This is a genomic window from Paenibacillus sp. Paensp111, assembly GCF_059492195.1.
This window is the reverse complement of record NZ_CP168527.1, coordinates 2,375,433-2,391,929: the sequence shown is the minus strand read 5'-3', so window position 1 is coordinate 2,391,929 and position 16,497 is coordinate 2,375,433. Positions and strand designations below refer to the sequence as shown.

General features: G+C 48.6%; 12 protein-coding genes. 5 read left to right on the top strand and 7 right to left on the bottom strand.

Annotation, left to right across the window (positions count from 1 at the left end; all coding sequences use genetic code 11):
* Positions 1–11: 11 nt before the first annotated feature.
* Together ACEN86_RS11165 and ACEN86_RS11160 are read right to left on the bottom strand one after the other, a co-directional pair.
* Positions 12–1,619, bottom strand: coding sequence for a spore germination protein (locus ACEN86_RS11165; protein WP_495630720.1), 1,608 nt, complete (start codon positions 1,617–1,619; stop codon positions 12–14).
* Positions 1,620–1,783: 164 nt separating this feature from the next.
* Positions 1,784–2,029 carry a hypothetical protein gene (locus ACEN86_RS11160; protein WP_495630719.1) on the bottom strand — a complete coding sequence of 82 codons (246 nt, stop codon included), beginning with the start codon at positions 2,027–2,029 and terminating at the stop codon, positions 1,784–1,786.
* Positions 2,030–2,336: 307 nt separating this feature from the next.
* Between ACEN86_RS11160 and ACEN86_RS11155 the strand changes: the two genes are divergently transcribed.
* Complete coding sequence (locus tag ACEN86_RS11155) at positions 2,337–3,314, top strand: glycoside hydrolase family 5 protein (RefSeq protein ID WP_495630718.1); 978 nt, start codon at positions 2,337–2,339, stop codon at positions 3,312–3,314.
* A gap of 116 nt (positions 3,315–3,430) precedes the next feature.
* Here the strand turns inward: ACEN86_RS11155 and cobA are convergent, their stop codons facing one another.
* Entirely contained in the window at positions 3,431–4,204 is a 774-nt protein-coding gene (gene cobA / locus ACEN86_RS11150) for a uroporphyrinogen-III C-methyltransferase (RefSeq protein ID WP_495630717.1), read from the bottom strand.
* 225 nt (positions 4,205–4,429) lie between these two features.
* On the opposite strand from cobA, the gene nirB reads away from it, so the two are divergent.
* The 3 genes from nirB to ACEN86_RS11135 are packed head-to-tail and all read left to right on the top strand — an operon-like array spanning position 4,430 to position 8,070.
* Complete coding sequence (gene nirB, locus ACEN86_RS11145) at positions 4,430–6,850, top strand: nitrite reductase large subunit NirB (RefSeq protein ID WP_495630716.1); 2,421 nt, start codon at positions 4,430–4,432, stop codon at positions 6,848–6,850.
* 37 nt (positions 6,851–6,887) lie between these two features.
* Positions 6,888–7,226, top strand: coding sequence for a nitrite reductase small subunit NirD (nirD, locus tag ACEN86_RS11140; RefSeq protein WP_495630715.1), 339 nt, complete (start codon positions 6,888–6,890; stop codon positions 7,224–7,226).
* Between the two features lie 22 nt (positions 7,227–7,248).
* On the top strand, positions 7,249–8,070 hold the full coding sequence (locus tag ACEN86_RS11135) for a formate/nitrite transporter family protein (RefSeq protein ID WP_495630714.1): 822 nt from the start codon (positions 7,249–7,251) through the stop codon (positions 8,068–8,070).
* Positions 8,071–8,123: 53 nt separating this feature from the next.
* Here the strand turns inward: ACEN86_RS11135 and ACEN86_RS11130 are convergent, their stop codons facing one another.
* Genes ACEN86_RS11130 through ACEN86_RS11120 form a run of 3 tightly spaced genes read right to left on the bottom strand, consistent with a single transcriptional unit; the run spans position 8,124 to position 12,704 of the window.
* Positions 8,124–9,809 (bottom strand): glycoside hydrolase family 13 protein, encoded by a 1,686-nt coding sequence (locus ACEN86_RS11130; protein WP_495630713.1) that lies wholly within the window; start codon positions 9,807–9,809, stop codon positions 8,124–8,126.
* A 43-nt stretch (positions 9,810–9,852) separates the two neighbouring features.
* Complete coding sequence (locus tag ACEN86_RS11125) at positions 9,853–12,270, bottom strand: molybdopterin-dependent oxidoreductase (RefSeq protein WP_495630712.1); 2,418 nt, start codon at positions 12,268–12,270, stop codon at positions 9,853–9,855.
* Between the two features lie 20 nt (positions 12,271–12,290).
* Positions 12,291–12,704 (bottom strand): hypothetical protein, encoded by a 414-nt coding sequence (locus tag ACEN86_RS11120; RefSeq protein WP_495630711.1) that lies wholly within the window; start codon positions 12,702–12,704, stop codon positions 12,291–12,293.
* Between the two features lie 185 nt (positions 12,705–12,889).
* Between ACEN86_RS11120 and ACEN86_RS11115 the strand changes: the two genes are divergently transcribed.
* Positions 12,890–14,065 (top strand): TIGR04053 family radical SAM/SPASM domain-containing protein, encoded by a 1,176-nt coding sequence (locus ACEN86_RS11115; protein ID WP_495630710.1) that lies wholly within the window; start codon positions 12,890–12,892, stop codon positions 14,063–14,065.
* A gap of 107 nt (positions 14,066–14,172) precedes the next feature.
* Here ACEN86_RS11115 and ACEN86_RS11110 read toward each other — a convergent pair whose 3' ends face one another.
* Positions 14,173–16,482, bottom strand: a complete 2,310-nt coding sequence (locus ACEN86_RS11110) for a nitric-oxide reductase large subunit (RefSeq protein WP_495630709.1) — start codon at positions 16,480–16,482, stop codon at positions 14,173–14,175.
* Between the last annotated feature and the right edge of the window lie 15 nt (positions 16,483–16,497).

Here is a 16,497-nt window from a genome sequence, read left to right as displayed (position 1 = left end):
CTAAGCCCCCCTTATTTCAAAGGATCTTTTTTGTGTTTAGCGGCCTGCTCAGCAAAGGAATCTAGCTCTGCAGATTCTCTCACCGGATTCTCGTCTCCGATGTCTACGGGGCGGGTTGTCATCTTCCACCAAGGTGCACGGAGAAGGAAATCCTTGAGATTGGCCTTGTTGAATGGAGCAAGCGGCATCAGATAAGGAACTCCAAAGCTTTGAAGAGAGGCCAGATGCGCCAGCAGGGGGATGAGGCCGGCAAGAATGCCGAATAAGCCCAGCGTTCCCGCAAGAAACATCAAGATGAACCGCAGCAGTCTTACCGAAGCTGCCATATTGATAGCAGGAAGAACGAAGTTGGAAATCGCCGTAAAAGAGACTACGATTACCATGGCGGCCGATACAATCCCCGCCTGAACGGCGGCCTGACCCAGCACGAGTGCACCTACAATTGAAATCGCCGGTCCAATTGCCCGTGGCATTCGTACTCCAGCCTCACGAATAACCTCGAAGGTAATCTCCATAACCAGCGCTTCCAATAAAGCCGGCAGAGGAGTGCTTTCCCTCTGGGCCGCCAATGTAATTAGCAGCGTGGTGGGAAGCATCTCCTGATGAAATGTAGTTGTAGCGATATAAATAGACGGAAGGAGCAGGGCAACAAAAAAGGAAATAAATCGAATCAAGCGGAGAAAAGTGGCAAGATCATATCGCTGGTAATAATCTTCGCTTGAGACAATAAACCGGAAGAAGGTTACGGGTGCGATCAAGGTAAAAGGCGTACCATCAACCAAAATGGCAACCAATCCTTCCAGCAGCCCTCCAGCAACCGTATCTGGCCGCTCTGTATTATAAATGGTTGGGAAGGGAGACCTCACCCCATCCTGGATGAACTCTTCAATATAGCCGCTCTCAAGGATACTATCCGTATCAATCTTATCGAGCCTGGACATAATTTCCGTCACGACATCAGGGTTGGCTATTCCTTTTATATAGGCAACGGATATTTTGGTCTGCGTGAATTTCCCTAAGCTTCTGGACTCAATACGCAGATCGGCAGATCTGATCTTACGTCTTAACAGTGAGATATTGGTGGAAATATCCTCAGTAAAGCCTTCTTTGGGTCCCCTAACTACGGTCTGGGAGGTTGGTTCCTCTACGGATCGCCGCTGGCCCCCCAGGATAGACACAGCATAGGCCTCCTGCACACCATGGACCATAATGACAACTCGCCCTTCCAAAATGGAATTCACCATTTGTTGTTCGGAGGAGATCACGTTTAGATTGCCAACCGGAATTTTATCCTTGAACCAAGCGGTAGGATCAGCCTCACCATGATAGGATTGTCCGAAGTCCGTAGTTAAGGAGTCCAATAAGTCGGCAAGAAGACTGGGATCGGTTAATCCGTCGATATAACACAAGGCGAAGGAATAGGGGCCGGCAGAGATACTGCCGATTTCACGAATAATAAAGTCGGAGCTATTCCCCATTCGCTCACGGAGTACAGCCAGCTTATCGCCTAATTCGGAAGTGAACTTGGCACTTGGAGAAGCGTGATCCTGGTGCTTGGCGCCACTTTGCGGTTTGCCCCGGCGGTTACGGAATATTAGCAGCTTTAAGAGCTCGAACACCCTAAGTACCCCTTTTACACTTTATTTCCATGTAATTTGCTCCCAAATGGGAGTTTTTATTCTCACCTATCGATAATGAAGGGCGTGCATGCTTTATATTTCCTGAAAATTAAAGAAGGAGAACAGCAGTCTGCTGTTCTCCTTCTTCATACCAGGGATACGTGTTACCGCCGGTCAGATGACGATCTGTCTTTGTTACCCTCGCTGGACGGATTACCATTGTCCCCAGCACCTTCGCCGGCTTTGTTGCCGAGAGCTGCTCCTGCAACGCCGCCAACCACGGTTCCGAGTGGACCCAGAATTGAACCTACGGCAGCGCCTACTGCTGCACCGCCGACGGTTCCAACTGCTTCACCCGCGTCAACACCATCCTTGCTGTCATGATTACGGTTGTTGTTATTGTCAGCCATTCATTGTCACTCCCTCGTGATGAGATAGGAGACCTGCTGGCAGACCAGCGCAGTCTGAGCCATAGTGTACCCCTGTGCCGCGAATCCATTCTTGGAGTGGGTCCCTAATGTAATGGTTAAGGAATATATCCATATAGCATAAAAAAATCATATAAAAGACGAAATTGAACTATCCATGACCACAAACAAAACCAATGTTATACACAAATAGGGATGATAGAATGGCTTTAGACCAGCTAGTTGGTATTATGTTACAGTCTTAATCTCGCGAGGAACAACAATAGAAGATTAGGAGGAATATATCTAAATGTCATTACGCAAAGGTTTTCTGACTTCCTTGGTGGCTCTTCTGGTGCTTGTCGGTATGAGCAGTGCAATTCCCAAAGCGTCTGCAGCTACCGGTTTTTATGTAAGCGGTACCAAACTCTATGACTCTACAGGTAAATCTTTTGTAATGAGGGGGGTAAATCATGCGCATAGTTGGTATAAGAATGATCTGAATACCGCGATTCCGGCTATCGCCAAGACGGGGGCCAACACGGTTCGGATCGTGCTGTCGAATGGCAGCCAATATACCAAGGATGATCTGACATCCGTTAAGAACATTATTTCACTTGTGTCTCAATATAAAATGATTGCGGTACTTGAGGTTCATGATGCCACCGGGAAAGATGACACGGCCTCTCTTGATGCCGCGGTAAATTATTGGATCAGTATCAAGGATGCGCTCATAGGCAAAGAAGACCGTGTCCTTGTTAATATTGCTAATGAATGGTATGGCTCGTGGGACGGAAACGGCTGGGCGAATGGATATAAGCAGGCCATACCGAAGCTAAGAAATGCTGGAATTAAGAATACTTTGATTGTGGACTGTGCGGGGTGGGGACAATATCCGCAATCCATTGTGGATTATGGGACATCTGTATTTGCCACAGATTCACTCAAGAATACCGTCTTCTCTATCCATATGTATCAATATGCAGGGAAAGATGCGGCCACCGTTAAAGCCAATATGGAGAATGTGCTGAATAAAGGGCTAGCATTGATTATTGGTGAATTTGGTGGTTACCACCAAGGTGCGGATGTAGATGAGACCGCAATTATGAAATACGGCCAAGAGAAGGGTGTAGGCTGGCTGGCCTGGTCATGGTACGGGAACAGCTCGGATTTATCTTATCTTGATATGGCAACAGGACCGGCAGGAAGTCTTACAAGCTGGGGCAACACCGTTGTTAACGGAACGAATGGGATTAAGACAACTTCGGTAAAAGCAGGAATCTATTAATCTTAGCGATTAAATTATTATAGCTTGATACGAGCACACCTTAAGCTCCCGGGATATGATCACTCCCGGGAGCTTATTCGTGTTACCAGTGAAAGGCGTGAACGGATTTCTCCCCGCTAACTGAAGATCTTAGCCGGCTGTTCATGGAACCAGGCATACTGGTCATGCAAGCTTACAACTTCTCCGACAAGTATAATTGCGGGGTTCTGGATATGATGATCTCGGATAAGTTCGGGAAGATGCTGAAGTTTTCCTGTTAAAGTACGCTGATCTGCCGTTGTTCCCCAAGAGATAATAGCCGCCGGAGTGTCAGGATTCCTGCCATGAGTAACGAGCTGATCCCGAATATATGTGATATTACCGATCCCCATATAGAAGGCCAAGGTATCAATTCCCTTTGCATAAGCTTTCCATTTCTCGTCCGAGATGGAATTACCATGACATAAATGACCAGCAATCATGGCGAATGAGGCTGCGACCTTACGCTGCGTTACAGTAATTCCCGCATAAGCGGGTGCTGCAATTCCAGCTGTAATACCGGGTACGATTTCGTATGGGATACCAAGCTGCTTCAAGCCTTCAAGCTCCTCTTGAAGGCGGCCGAATACACAGGGATCACCTCCTTTTAATCGCGCTACCGTCTTGCCTTCCAGGGCCTTCTCTATAATCAACTCGTTAATTTGAGTCTGCTGTATCGAATGATGGTTAGGATGCTTGCCGCAGTAGATCAGTTCCGTACCCGCGCGCGCATACTCCAGAAGTTCAGGGTTAGCTAACCTGTCATAAATGATTACATCTGAGCTTTGAATACATTTCAGTCCCTTGACGGTAATCAAATCCGGATCACCAGGACCTGCCCCCACAAAGAATACCTTTCCCACATGCTTCATGGTACCCACTCCCCAATAGATTATGTCAGTATATATTACATCAATAATGATCTCAATATATAGGACAGACGTAGGGTTTTCAAGCAATTTTTAAGAAATGGTTGATTTTTCATCTAAAAAGTTGTAATTTATAGTCACTGATTATGTTATATAACATCACACGAGGTTAAAAACGAAATTAATTTTGCCTAATCTAACACATACCTAACATTAAGGAGTGGACTAATGAAAAAGAAGCTTGTACTCATCGGAAATGGTATGGCAGGTGTTAACGCAATTGAGCAGCTGCTTAAGCTGGCGCCTGACATGTATGAAATCACCGTATTTGGCAGTGAACCTCATCCCAACTATAATCGCATCCTGTTATCTTCGGTACTTGCAGGTGATGCCACCATTCAGGACATCGTGATTAATGATATGGATTGGTATCAAGACAATGGTATAACGCTTCACACCAGTCAGACAGTAACCCATATAGACACAGAGATGAAAAGGGTAACCACCGATAAAGGGCTAACTGCAAATTATGATGACTTGATTATTGCTACAGGCTCACTTCCTTTTATGCTGCCGCTTCCAGGTGCGGATAAGGAAGGGGTCATTGCTTTCCGCGACATCCAGGATTGTGAGTCCATGATCCATGCCGCGAAGCAATTTAAGCATGCGGTTGTAATTGGTGGCGGATTGTTAGGTCTTGAGGCAGCCAGGGGCCTTCTTAATTTGAACATGGAGGTTTCCGTAGTCCACATCTTCAAGCACTTGATGGAACGTCAGCTAGACGCGACAGCCTCTGATATGCTGCGCTCTGAGCTCGAGAGCCAGGGAATGAATTTCTTGCTGGAGCAGAACACGGATTCCATATTAGGTGATGAACGGGTAACGGGTGTCAGGTTCAAGGATGGCAGTGAAGTGAAGGCCGATTTGGTGGTTATGGCTGTGGGTATCCGGCCGAATGTGGCCTTGGCTAAGGAGAGCGGGATCGAGGTCAACCGAGGGATCGTGGTGAACGATTATCTTGAGACGGGAACGCCTCATGTGTATGCGGTTGGGGAATGTGCGGAACATGGCGGAGTGGTGTACGGCTTGGTTGCTCCGCTCTTCGATCAAGGTGGTGAACTGGCTAAGAGGCTCGCGGGTATTCCGTCTGCAGGATATAAAGGCTCAGTTGTCTCTACCAAATTAAAGGTGTCTGGAGTGAACGTATTCTCAGCAGGACAATTCGTGGATAGTGAGGGGACACGCTCGTTCCGAATCCAGGATGATTTTGATCGGGTATACAAGAAGATTGTAGTTCAGGAAGGCAAGCTGGTTGGTGCTGTACTCTTCGGTGATACCACTGACGGATCCAAGCTCTTCTCGATGATTCGCGCAGGACAGGATATCACCGGCCAGGAGAAGGAGCTGGTGCTCGGTGTACAGGGATCAAGCAAGTCTAAGTCAGGTGTTGAATTCGTGGCGTCCATGTCTGATGACGAAATTGTATGCGGATGTAATGGTGTATCTAAAGGTACCATTCTCAGTGCTATAGAGGAGAAGGGCTGCACTAGTGTTAACGATGTGAAGTACTGCACCAAAGCAACAGGAAGCTGTGGCGGTTGTAAGCCGTTAGTTGCCGATCTGTTGACCTACGCACTCGGCGAGGGTGGGGTAACGGCTGTGAAGGAAGGGATCTGCGGTTGTACACCACTTGGACGCGAGGAAGTGGTTGAGGCTATTCGGAACATGCGGCTAACTTCTTCCAAAGAAGTTATGCATGTACTCGAATGGAAGAACCCTGAAGGGTGTTCGAAGTGCAGACCTGCGCTTAACTACTATCTGGGCATGATCTGGCCTGAAGAGCACACCGATGAGAAGGAATCCCGGTTTGTGAATGAGCGCAATCACGGCAACATCCAGAAGGATGGAACCTACTCGGTCATTCCAAGGATACATGGAGGGGTTACAACCGCGGAGGATCTGAAGAAGATCGCGGATGTCGCAGTCAAGTATGATGTGGAAACTGTGAAAATCACGGGTGCCCAGCGGATTGGTCTATATGGAATCAAGAAGGAAGATCTGCCTAAAGTATGGGAAGAGCTCGACATGACCTCCGGTTATGCTTACGGGAAATCTCTCCGTGCGGTCAAGACATGTGTAGGCTCTACCTGGTGCCGATTCGGAACCCAGGATTCGATGAGCATGGGCATTGAACTGGAGAAGCGTCTTGAACGAATTAGCACCCCTGCCAAAACAAAGGTTGCTGTATCCGGCTGCCCGCGAAATTGTGCCGAGGCGACAATCAAAGACTTGGGCGTTGTAGCGATAGATGGGGGCTGGGAGATCTACGTTGGAGGCAATGGAGGCACAGATGTACGGCCGGCCGAGCTGCTGGTCAAGCTGAAGACGGAAGATGAGGTTGTGGAATGGACGCTGGCTTACTTCCAGCTGTACCGCGAGAATGCCAATTACAACGAGCGAACATCCAAATGGATCGAACGCGTAGGTATAGAGTTCGTAATGGAGGCCTTGTCTTCACAAGAAGGCCGTAAGGAACTGCAGCAGCGCTATGAATTTAGCGCAGGTCTTACTCAGGATCCTTGGAAAGAAATCATCGAGCAGGAACGCCTCAACAAGAACTACCAACCACTTCAGCCGCTTAAAGTTTAATTCGAATTCAATTTTATCCATAAAGGGGAACTGCGATATGAAGCGATTTGTCATCGGTCAAGCCAGCGAAATTGAAGAGAAGAGGGCACGTGTGGTCCACATAATGGACACGGAGATCGCCATATTTAAATTAACCGGCGGAGAACTGCGTGCGATTGAGAATTTGTGTCCGCACAAGAACGGCAAGCTGTCTGAAGGGATGGTGTGCGATCATCATGTGTACTGTCCGCTTCATGATTGGAAGATTAATTTAAATGATGGCCTGGTTCAGGCACCTGATGAAGGCTGCGTGAAGTCCTATCATGTGGAGGTTGAAGAGAGCACAGGCAATATCATTCTTTATGTAGAGAGCAAGGAGTCCACAAAGGTCTCTTAAAGGTTGGAAAGGGGGAGTTACTGTGAATTATATAAAGCCGCAGGAAGTATTGACTCAAATGATCCAAGCCGGAGCTGTTAAATCTAATCTATCAGTCAAGGATCTTCTCATCCGGGGATTTCTTGCCGGGGCTATCCTGTCCTTTGCCACTACTTTGGCATTCACGGCAACCACCCAGACGGGGCTTGGACTAGTAGGAGCCTTGGTCTTTCCCGTAGGATTTGTCATAATTATTCTGCTTGGGCTTGAGCTCGTCACAGGTACATTCGCCCTTGCGCCTATCGCAGTTATGGCCCGGCGTGCTTCGATGGGAGGCATGCTCAAGAACTTTTTCTGGGTAATTGTTGGACATATCCTGGGCTCTATCTTCTATGCAGCTTTATACTACGTGGCGGTAACCAACTTTGGGCATATACATGATCAGCCTGTAATCAAATACATCATCAAGTTAGCTGAGACTAAGACTAATGGCTACGCAGCTCTGGGCAGTGATGGGATGATTACCGTATTTGTGAAGGCGGTATTATGCAACTGGATGGTTACCCTAGGCGCGGTCATGGCTATGACCTCCACCTCGACAACGGGGAAGATTCTGGCGATGTGGCTGCCCATTCTTACCTTCTTCGCCCAAGGCTTTGAACATGCCGTTGTGAATATGTTCGTTATTCCAGCCGGAATCATGTATGGAGCCAAGGTGAGTGTTGCAGATTGGTGGCTGTGGAATCAAATTCCGGTACTGCTGGGTAACCTGGCAGGCGGGGTGTTATTTACAGGAATTATGCTCTATATTACTCACCGATCCACCGAAACTTCGCAAGCCAAACCCAGCACTAAAGCAGCATAAATGCCGAAGCTTTCATAGTAAGAACCCGCCAGTTCGGCGGGTTCTTTATGATTTTAAACTAATTTATATACGCGAGCTTCATAAGGTCGTAGTGTGAACTTATCCTTGTTCTCCTCAGCAGGTTGTTCATAGTTGGCAATTAGCAGCTCTCTGGATAGACTCTTTAAGTTATCAGGCCATTGAAAGACAGGAGTACCCTCGAAAAAGTTAAGAATAACAAGAAGTCTCTCATCATTCAGCGTTCGGGTATAAACATACAACTCCGGATCGAGGGGGAGCAGCAGCTTATACTCACCATAGACGAATACTTTATGCTTCTTGCGAAGAGCAAGGAGCTTACGGTAATGATGATAGATTGAATTCGGATCCTGAACCACAGAAGCGACATTCACCTCGGTATAGTTTTTATTGACCTTTATCCACGGTTCACCCGAAGTAAAACCTGCTTGGGCTGTATCGTCCCACTGCATTGGGGTCCGGGCATTATCCCGGCTCTTCGCTCTGATGGCAGCCATGATCTGATCGTCCGGAATGCCCTGCAGCTTGGCGTGTTCATAGTAATTGAGTGTCTCTACATCGCGGTAGTCGCTGATTGTATCGAACGCTATATTCGTCATCCCAATTTCTTCACCTTGATAAATATAGGGTGTTCCTTCTAGGGTAAGCATCCAAGTGGCCAGCATCTTGGCTGAGTGGATGCGATATTCACGATCATTCCCAAATCGGGATACGGGTCTGGGCTGATCGTGATTACCCATGTAATTCGCATTCCATCCCTTGTTATGCAGAGTGGTCTGCCATCTGCTCATAATTTTCTTAAGCTCCAGTAAGGTCCAGGAGCGCATATCCCATTTTCCCGTACCATTAGAAGCGGAATCCAACGTCATATGCTCAAATTGGAACACCATGTTGAGTTCATGACGCTTGTCCCCAACATACTCCAAGGCCTGTTCGGGGCCAAGTCCCGAAGTTTCCCCGACCGTCATAATATCGTAATCCATGAGTACTTCTTCATTTAATTTACGAAGCATGAGATGGACCTTCTCCAGATTAGAGAACAACTGATAAGCCTGGACAACAGGAAGATGCTGAGGGTTGTTCGCGTTCGGAAGTCCTTTGGCTTTTACAATATGGGCTACAGCATCGAACCGGAAGCCGTCAACGCCCTTCTCAAGCCACCACCTGATCATTTGATACAGACCATGAACGACCTCATCATTCCTCCAATTGAGGTCCGGCTGATGCTTGGAATATAGGTGCATATAGTATTCATCCGTCTTGTCGTCATGTTCCCATACCGAACCGCTGAAATAAGACTCCCAGTTATTCGGATACAGCCCATTGACACCTTCACGCCAGATATAATAACTGCGCTTGGGGTTATCTTTTGACGAGCGGGATTCAATGAACCAAGGATGCTGGTCCGAAGTATGATTGAGAACTAGATCCATCATGATCTTGAGTCCGCGGGCATGTGCTTCCTTCAGCAGCTCGTCAAAATCCTCCATCGTGCCGAACTCAGAATTAATCTCGTAGTAGTCACTGATATCATATCCGTTATCTTCCCCGGGTGACTGATAGATCGGGCAGATCCATAAGACATCGATTCCGAGATCCTCAAGGTAGTCCAGCTTAGATATAATTCCTTTGAGGTCGCCTTTACCATCACCGTCTGAATCCTTAAAGCTGGCTGGATAGATCTCATAGACTGCGGCTTCTTTCCACCAGGTTGAATTCATTTTGGATTCCTCCTTTAAGTGAGAATGTACTTGGCGTAACTTATCAGCGCAAAGGCAAATAAGGCGGAAGGGGGACATTCATAATGGAGGCAGGAACCTCCAGAGTAAGGCCTGTCTGAATATCGTAGGGCGTCTCAAGCCGGTTAGCCTGCAGCAGGCTCGACAGGCTAAGACCGTAACGCTCTGCGATGGTCTCGGCAGTCTCGTCACCCCTTACGATATGCTCACTGCGTAATTTATCAATTCGGCAGGCACAGTGCTTGAAAGTGGGCTGCTTCGATAAGGGGTCTACGAAATCGGCGGTGAGCTCATTCGCTGCCTGATTGCCTTCCCAGCTTCCATAGTGAAAAGGTACAAAGATGAGTCCCTTCTGAACGACATCACTAATTCGGGCGGGAACTTCAATCCAGCCCCGGGGAGAAGATATCCGTACAAGCTCTCCTTCGATAATCCCCAATTTGTCGGCATCCTCTTGATGTAATTCAGCATAGCCGTGCGGCGCAGCCATCTGCAGATAAGGGGAGCGTCCGGTCTTCGTACGGGTATGCCAATGCCATACCAATCGGCCCGTAGTTAACCACATTGGGTAATGCTCATCCGGTTTTTCGGAGGCCGGGTTGTAGCGAGTCGGATGAAGGATGGCCCGTCCATTTGCATTTTTGGAAGCGAACTCTTCTTGAGTCAAGGCTCGTCCAGTAAATTGATCCTTGGTATAACTCTGCGCGTACTCCGGTGTAGTGTGAAACATTAGATCGGCATAGAGCCTTGGGGTTCCTTCTGGGTGGGCATCATTGACTGGCCAGCGAAGGCCATTCGCTTGTTCCAGCTTGTCATAGGTAATCCCCGTCATATCACAGGGACGGCCCTTCGATACCCGCTTCCATTCCTCGAAGGCTTCCTCGGGTGTAGAGTAAGTGATTAAAGCGTTCCCGTCTTGATCACGGAAGTCCATACGTCTAGCGAAATCCAGAAGAATTTGAAGATCGGTACGCACCCCAACGGGAGGATCAATCGCTTTGCGAAGCAGGTTGATAGTTCGGTCTGCGTTCTCCATCGTACCTTCCTTTTCCCCCCACATAGCCGCAGGGAGCACCACATCGGCAACTCTTGATGTTTCGGTCAGAAAGTGATCCTGTACGATCACAAATACCTTTTCCAGCGCCGCCAAAGCCCGTCTGCGATTCGGCAGTGAGACCAGTGGATTCGTACCAATATTCCAGAACACCTCAATTTCTCCGCGCTCCATCATCTCCAGCTGTTCCTCGATTCCTTTCTCGGGGCCAGCGGGCAGCAGCATCGGATCTATATTCCACAGGCGTCCCATCTCTTCGAGATGATCCGGATTCATCGGATTTCGGTGAGCTGGATAGGTACCTACGCCTCCGGCTGTCCGGTTCGCTGACGAACTCGGCTGTCCAGCCATATGCAGGGGACCACAGCCGGGCTTGCCAATAAGACCGCGGAGCAGATGAAGATTGTTAATTGCCACACAGGCTGTCGTAGCATCAGCACTTTGGAAGGCACCTTGCAGAGTTGTAGTCACGAGGGAAGCTGTCTTCGAAAGCACATTAGCAGCTTCGATAATCTTCTCCATGGGGATTCCTGTCTCCTGAGCTGTACGTTCCGGTGTCCATTCCAGAACACTGGCCTCCATCTCTTCATAGCCGATGGTATGCTGCTCAATAAATTTCTTCTCAGCAGCCCCGTTCTGCAGAATCAGATGTATTAAGCCGTTCAGCAAAGGAACGTTCGTTCCGGGAATAAGCTGAAGATGAAGATCCGAGCTCCGCGCCGTCAACGTCTTGCGAGGGTCTACCGTGATGATATACGGCTTGCCGGTGCGCTTCTTGCGCTGCATGATTCGTTCGTACAGCACGGTGCCCGTCTCCGCAACATTATGCCCGAACAACATCAGGGTATCTGCCTGATCCACATCATCGAAGGAAGCGGGGGTTCCATCAGCCCCGAACGACTGCAGAAGACAGAATTCAGTGGTGGCTGTACAGAGCCTGGTGTTGGCATCCAGCAAATGCGTCTTCAGACCGGCACGGCCTACTTTGGCAATCGTGTAATAATCCTCAAGAAAGCCTTGGCCCGTAGAATAGATAGCAATACTGTTATTACCTTTCTCTTGCTGGGAAGCCTTCACTTTAGATACGATAAGCTCCATGGCTTCATCCCATGTTGCCGGAGCAAGCTCTCCCTTAGAGTTACGGATCAGGGGAGTGAGCAGCCGATCTGTGCTGCTGTTCGCGTACCATTGGTTCTCACCTTTAGGTCCTAACCGGCCGCGGTTAATGGGATGATCTCCATTCCCTTTAATGCCGACTATCTGTTCATCCTTGACGGCAATACGACAGCCGCAGCCTACTGAACATAGATTGCATGTGCTGTAGACCCAGCGGTCCACCTCGCCCTGGCTGTAGACATTCATATCAATACGCTCATTATCCCAACTCATGACGAACCTCCATTCTAGATTTAAGATTGATAATAGGCCGGTACGACGAACTTGACGACTGGAGCTCCGTAGATTTCCTTAAGTTCTGATCCTGCTTCCTTAAGTAGTTTTTTTATGCCTGGGAACCGATTCTCCAGCTTCTTCGCTTCTTCAGAATCCTTGTGGTCCATCCATTTTACCGCTCGCAGCCATGCCCGAAAGGTCGGTTCTACGATCTCATCATTCTGATATACAATCGAAAGGTCATTCTTGATTTCTTCTATCGGGGGTTCTGTTCCCTTCAGCTTGGGCAACAGCCGCGCCAGCGCTGATTGCTCTTCCTTCAGCGAAGTCCGGAACAATATAACCAGGGGATGCTCCATTTCTTCAATTTCATCCAAGGTCTGATTTACTTGATCTTCCACATCTGTCAGTACTTCAAGCAGTTTGCGCATGTCACTCCTCCTTAGGGTCTCAATTAAGAAGACATATGTCTAAAATTACCCATGCCCGCTTGATCATAACCAAGTACATAGGTAGCTCAGAACTTGTTAATTTCAACAAAGTGACAGGTATCACTCTGCTGTCTAACCTACTGTGTTAGTTTCAAATAGCATAGACTTGGACAGGAGGAATCAGCATGAATATGATAAGCAAGGACAGGGATTATTCAGAGTCACCCTTTATCGTCATTTGGGAAGTAACACGCGCCTGCGCGCTTAAATGTCTTCACTGCCGGGCTGAGGCACAATATACGGCGGATCCGCGTCAGTTAACTTTTGAAGAGGGGAAGCGGCTGATCGATCAGATCGCAGAACTGGACAATCCTTTGTTTGTTTTTACCGGGGGAGACCCCTTGATGCGTCCGGATCTATATGAGCTAATCGAGTACGCAGTGAATGAGAAGCAGCTGTCGGTCTCCATGACGCCAAGCGCTACACCCAGAGTTACCAAGCAGGCCATTGAGAAAGCGAAAGAGGCGGGATTGTCCAGATGGGCGTTCAGTCTTGACGGATCATGTGCGGAAATTCACGATCATTTCCGCGGAACCAAGGGTTCTTTTGACCAGACTATGAAAGGCATTGAATGGCTCAAGGAGCTGGAACTGCCCATTCAGATTAATACAACGGTCTCGAATTATAATCTCCATGATCTTGAAGCCATCTCGCAAAAAGTGCAGGAGATGGGCACCGTGCTGTGGAGCGTGTTCTTTCTGGTCCCAACCGGCCGGGGGATGGTCAAGGATATCATTACCCCTGATCAGCATGAGGAGGTCATGAAATGGCTGGCTGAGCTATCCGGTAAAGTTCCCTATGGCATCAAGGCTACCGAAGCTCCTCACTATCGGAGGGTATATGTTCAGGAAATGAACCGCCGTCGCCAAGAGCAATCTTCATTGGAGGCAGCGGCCTCGCGCCTTACAAGCAAGGAAAGTCTTCAGTTCTCTAGAGATTCGAATTCTGCTCCAAGCCCAGTGATGAAGCGTAAGGATCTGCTTGGAAGGGCTCCGAAAGGAGTGAATGACGGAGACGGGTTCGTGTTCATCAGCCACATTGGTGATGTCTATCCGAGTGGGTTCCTGCCGGTTGTGAGCGGGAACGTGCGCGAGCAGCCGCTTGGAGAGATTTATCGTAATTCTGCGGTGATGAAGGAACTGCGTGACAAAACACTTTTGAAAGGGAAATGCGGGGTCTGCGAGTTCAAAGAGCTTTGCGGTGGATCACGGGCCAGAGCATACGCCATGACAGGCGATTATCTGGAGAGTGACCCTTATTGTGCCTATATCCCCCTCGCCATGGCAAAAGCTGAGCAGTAAATCAAAAGGGACCGATTAGGGTCCCTGGATATATAACGAAATAAACCGCTCCGGGCTGAAAAGTAACTTATCAGCACCGGAGCGGTTTTTTGGCTTAACCTTGTATGCTATTCAAAGACTTCCTCTTCTTCAACATTTGGCTTGCGCAGGTGGAACATGGATCGTACCACCGCATAGACCAGTGGCAGAATACCAAGCACGATGAAGATTGTATCCGGAATGATCCGCAGCCACAGCAGCAAATTCACTGGGCCCTCTTGATAGAAGGAGAAATCCCGTGCTGACCAGTAACCGAAGTCGAAGGAATGCTTAAGCTGCATAAAACCGACAGGGAGAAGGGTGATAACAATCATGCCGGTAAGGCCGATGTTGAGACCCCAGCAGGAGAGACGAAGCAGCCTGTCATTCCACTTATCCGGTTCAACAATATTACGCATCGTATACAGCAGGACTGCAATAGCGAACATGCCATATACCCCCATCATGGAACCATGAGCATGGGCCGTGGTTAATGTGGTTCCGTGCTCAAAGTAGCTCACAGCGGGAAGATTGACGAGGAAGCCGAGAACCCCCGCACCCAGCAGGTTCCAGATTGCTGTAGAGATAAGGAAGCGGAAGGAGGAAGTATAAGGGAAAGACGTACCCCCGTCACGCATCACTTTGTATTGATCGTAAGCTTCAAGAATGAGTAGTGTAAGTGGAATAACCTCGAGAGCTGAGAAGACAGCGCCCAGTGAGATCCAGATTTCGGAGGAGCCGTTGTAATAGTAGTGATGCCCGATTCCGATAACCCCGCTCCCCAGCAGCAATATGAGTTGGAACAGCAAGGAGCGTACAGTAGAGGCCCGGGTTACCAGCTTCATTCTGACCATTAGGAACCCGATGACCACCACGGCGAATACTTCAAAGATGCCTTCAACCCACAGGTGGATAATCCACCATCTCCAATAGTCTGCATAAGTGAACGAAGTGCTTGGATTGAAGAAGAAGGCGAAGATATAGAAGAAAGGGACTGCAATAGCAGAATAGAATAATAGGTGCGTTAATCCGCCTTTATCCGTTTCTTTGCGAAGGGCTGAGCGGATGGCCCGGAAGACAATATAGAGCCATATGGCCATTCCGATTACGAGAAGCACCTGCCAGAACCGACCGAGCTCAAGATATTCCCAGCCTTGGTGTCCAAGCCAGAACCACAGATTTCCTAAATAGCCCTTAACCCCGAGCCATTCGCCAATCGTACTGCCTGCTGTCAATGCGACTAGAGCCCAGAACAGAATATCAACAAGCAGTCCTTGGCGCTTTGGTTCTTTGCCTCCAACAAGCGGTGCGACGTATATCCCCATCCCCAGCCAAGCCGTAGCAACCCAGAGAATAACCAACTGAAGGTGGTAGGATTTAGCGATATTGAATGGAATCCATTTGGCTATCCAGTCCATCCCGTAGAACGTATTGGGCTCGGTATAATAGTGAGCCAGGAGCCCGCCGAGTGCCGACTGGATGAGGAAGAGCAGGACCACGACCAGGAAATACTTGCCGGTCTTGACCTGACTCCGTGTTACAGGCATCTTATACAGATCCAGAACAGGGAAGTTGCCGGGCTCGTAGGCTTCATGCATATGCAGTTTGTAGCGGTTATAAATGTATAAAATGATTCCGATGAACATGATCAGCAGCGTTACGCTGACCCCGCTCCAGACAATGGCTGAGAAGGACATCGTATTGCCAGCATCCTCGAAATAAGGCCAGTTGTTCGTATAGGTGATTGTATCTCCAGGTCTCTGGGTACCGGACAGCCATGCCGTCCAGAAGAAGAAATCAGCTATCTGCTTCCGCATGTCTCCAGGGGCGATATAGGCACGGTCATCTTTGGGCATCTGATTATCCTGTATCAAATTCGGTTGAATGCCAAGGCCGTCTCCCTTGGTGAATACATCTTCATAGAAGGCTCTAACTTTGGTTAGACCCAGTGCCTGACCATCCGTCAAGGTTAAGACCTGTGTATTCTTATCATAGCGGTTCTGCTTCATCTCCTTCTTTACTTTATCAACGATCAGTGTTCTCTGATCATCGCTTAGCTCGGTGTAAGCTTTACCATAATCAGCTTGGGCGTGCTGTTCATGCATCGCATCGACCATGATCTTGAGAGATTGAGCAGTATAGTCAGGTCCCAGATAGGAGCCGTGACCCAGCACTGTGGCATAGTCCATTAATCCATATTTTTGAAAAACAGCCTGCCCTCCCGTAATCTGCTCCTGCGTAGTGAGAACGGTGCCTTGACTGTCTACCATCTTAAGAGGCGTAGGCGCCTTCGTCTTAAATATCCAGTATCCCCCCGCAATCAGCACGGTGAAGCTGAGTAAGAGTGTACATATAAGCACCCCTTTTAAAAATGAATTTTGAGCTTTGTTTTTTGCCATGATTGCCATCTCCTT

Excerpts from the sequence above, each read along its gene's own strand:
- ACEN86_RS11115 (WP_495630710.1), top strand. The coding sequence starts at position 12,890 with ATGAATATGATAAGCAAGGACAGGGATTATTCAGAGTCACCCTTTATC.
- nirD (WP_495630715.1), top strand. The coding sequence starts at position 6,888 with ATGAAGCGATTTGTCATCGGTCAAGCCAGCGAAATTGAAGAGAAGAGG.
- ACEN86_RS11125 (WP_495630712.1), bottom strand. The coding sequence starts at position 12,270 with ATGAGTTGGGATAATGAGCGTATTGATATGAATGTCTACAGCCAGGGC.
- ACEN86_RS11120 (WP_495630711.1), bottom strand. The coding sequence starts at position 12,704 with ATGCGCAAACTGCTTGAAGTACTGACAGATGTGGAAGATCAAGTAAAT.
- nirB (WP_495630716.1), top strand. The coding sequence starts at position 4,430 with ATGAAAAAGAAGCTTGTACTCATCGGAAATGGTATGGCAGGTGTTAAC.
- ACEN86_RS11155 (WP_495630718.1), top strand. The coding sequence starts at position 2,337 with ATGTCATTACGCAAAGGTTTTCTGACTTCCTTGGTGGCTCTTCTGGTG.
- ACEN86_RS11110 (WP_495630709.1), bottom strand. The coding sequence starts at position 16,482 with ATGGCAAAAAACAAAGCTCAAAATTCATTTTTAAAAGGGGTGCTTATA.
- ACEN86_RS11160 (WP_495630719.1), bottom strand. The coding sequence starts at position 2,029 with ATGGCTGACAATAACAACAACCGTAATCATGACAGCAAGGATGGTGTT.
- ACEN86_RS11130 (WP_495630713.1), bottom strand. The coding sequence starts at position 9,809 with ATGAATTCAACCTGGTGGAAAGAAGCCGCAGTCTATGAGATCTATCCA.
- cobA (WP_495630717.1), bottom strand. The coding sequence starts at position 4,204 with ATGAAGCATGTGGGAAAGGTATTCTTTGTGGGGGCAGGTCCTGGTGAT.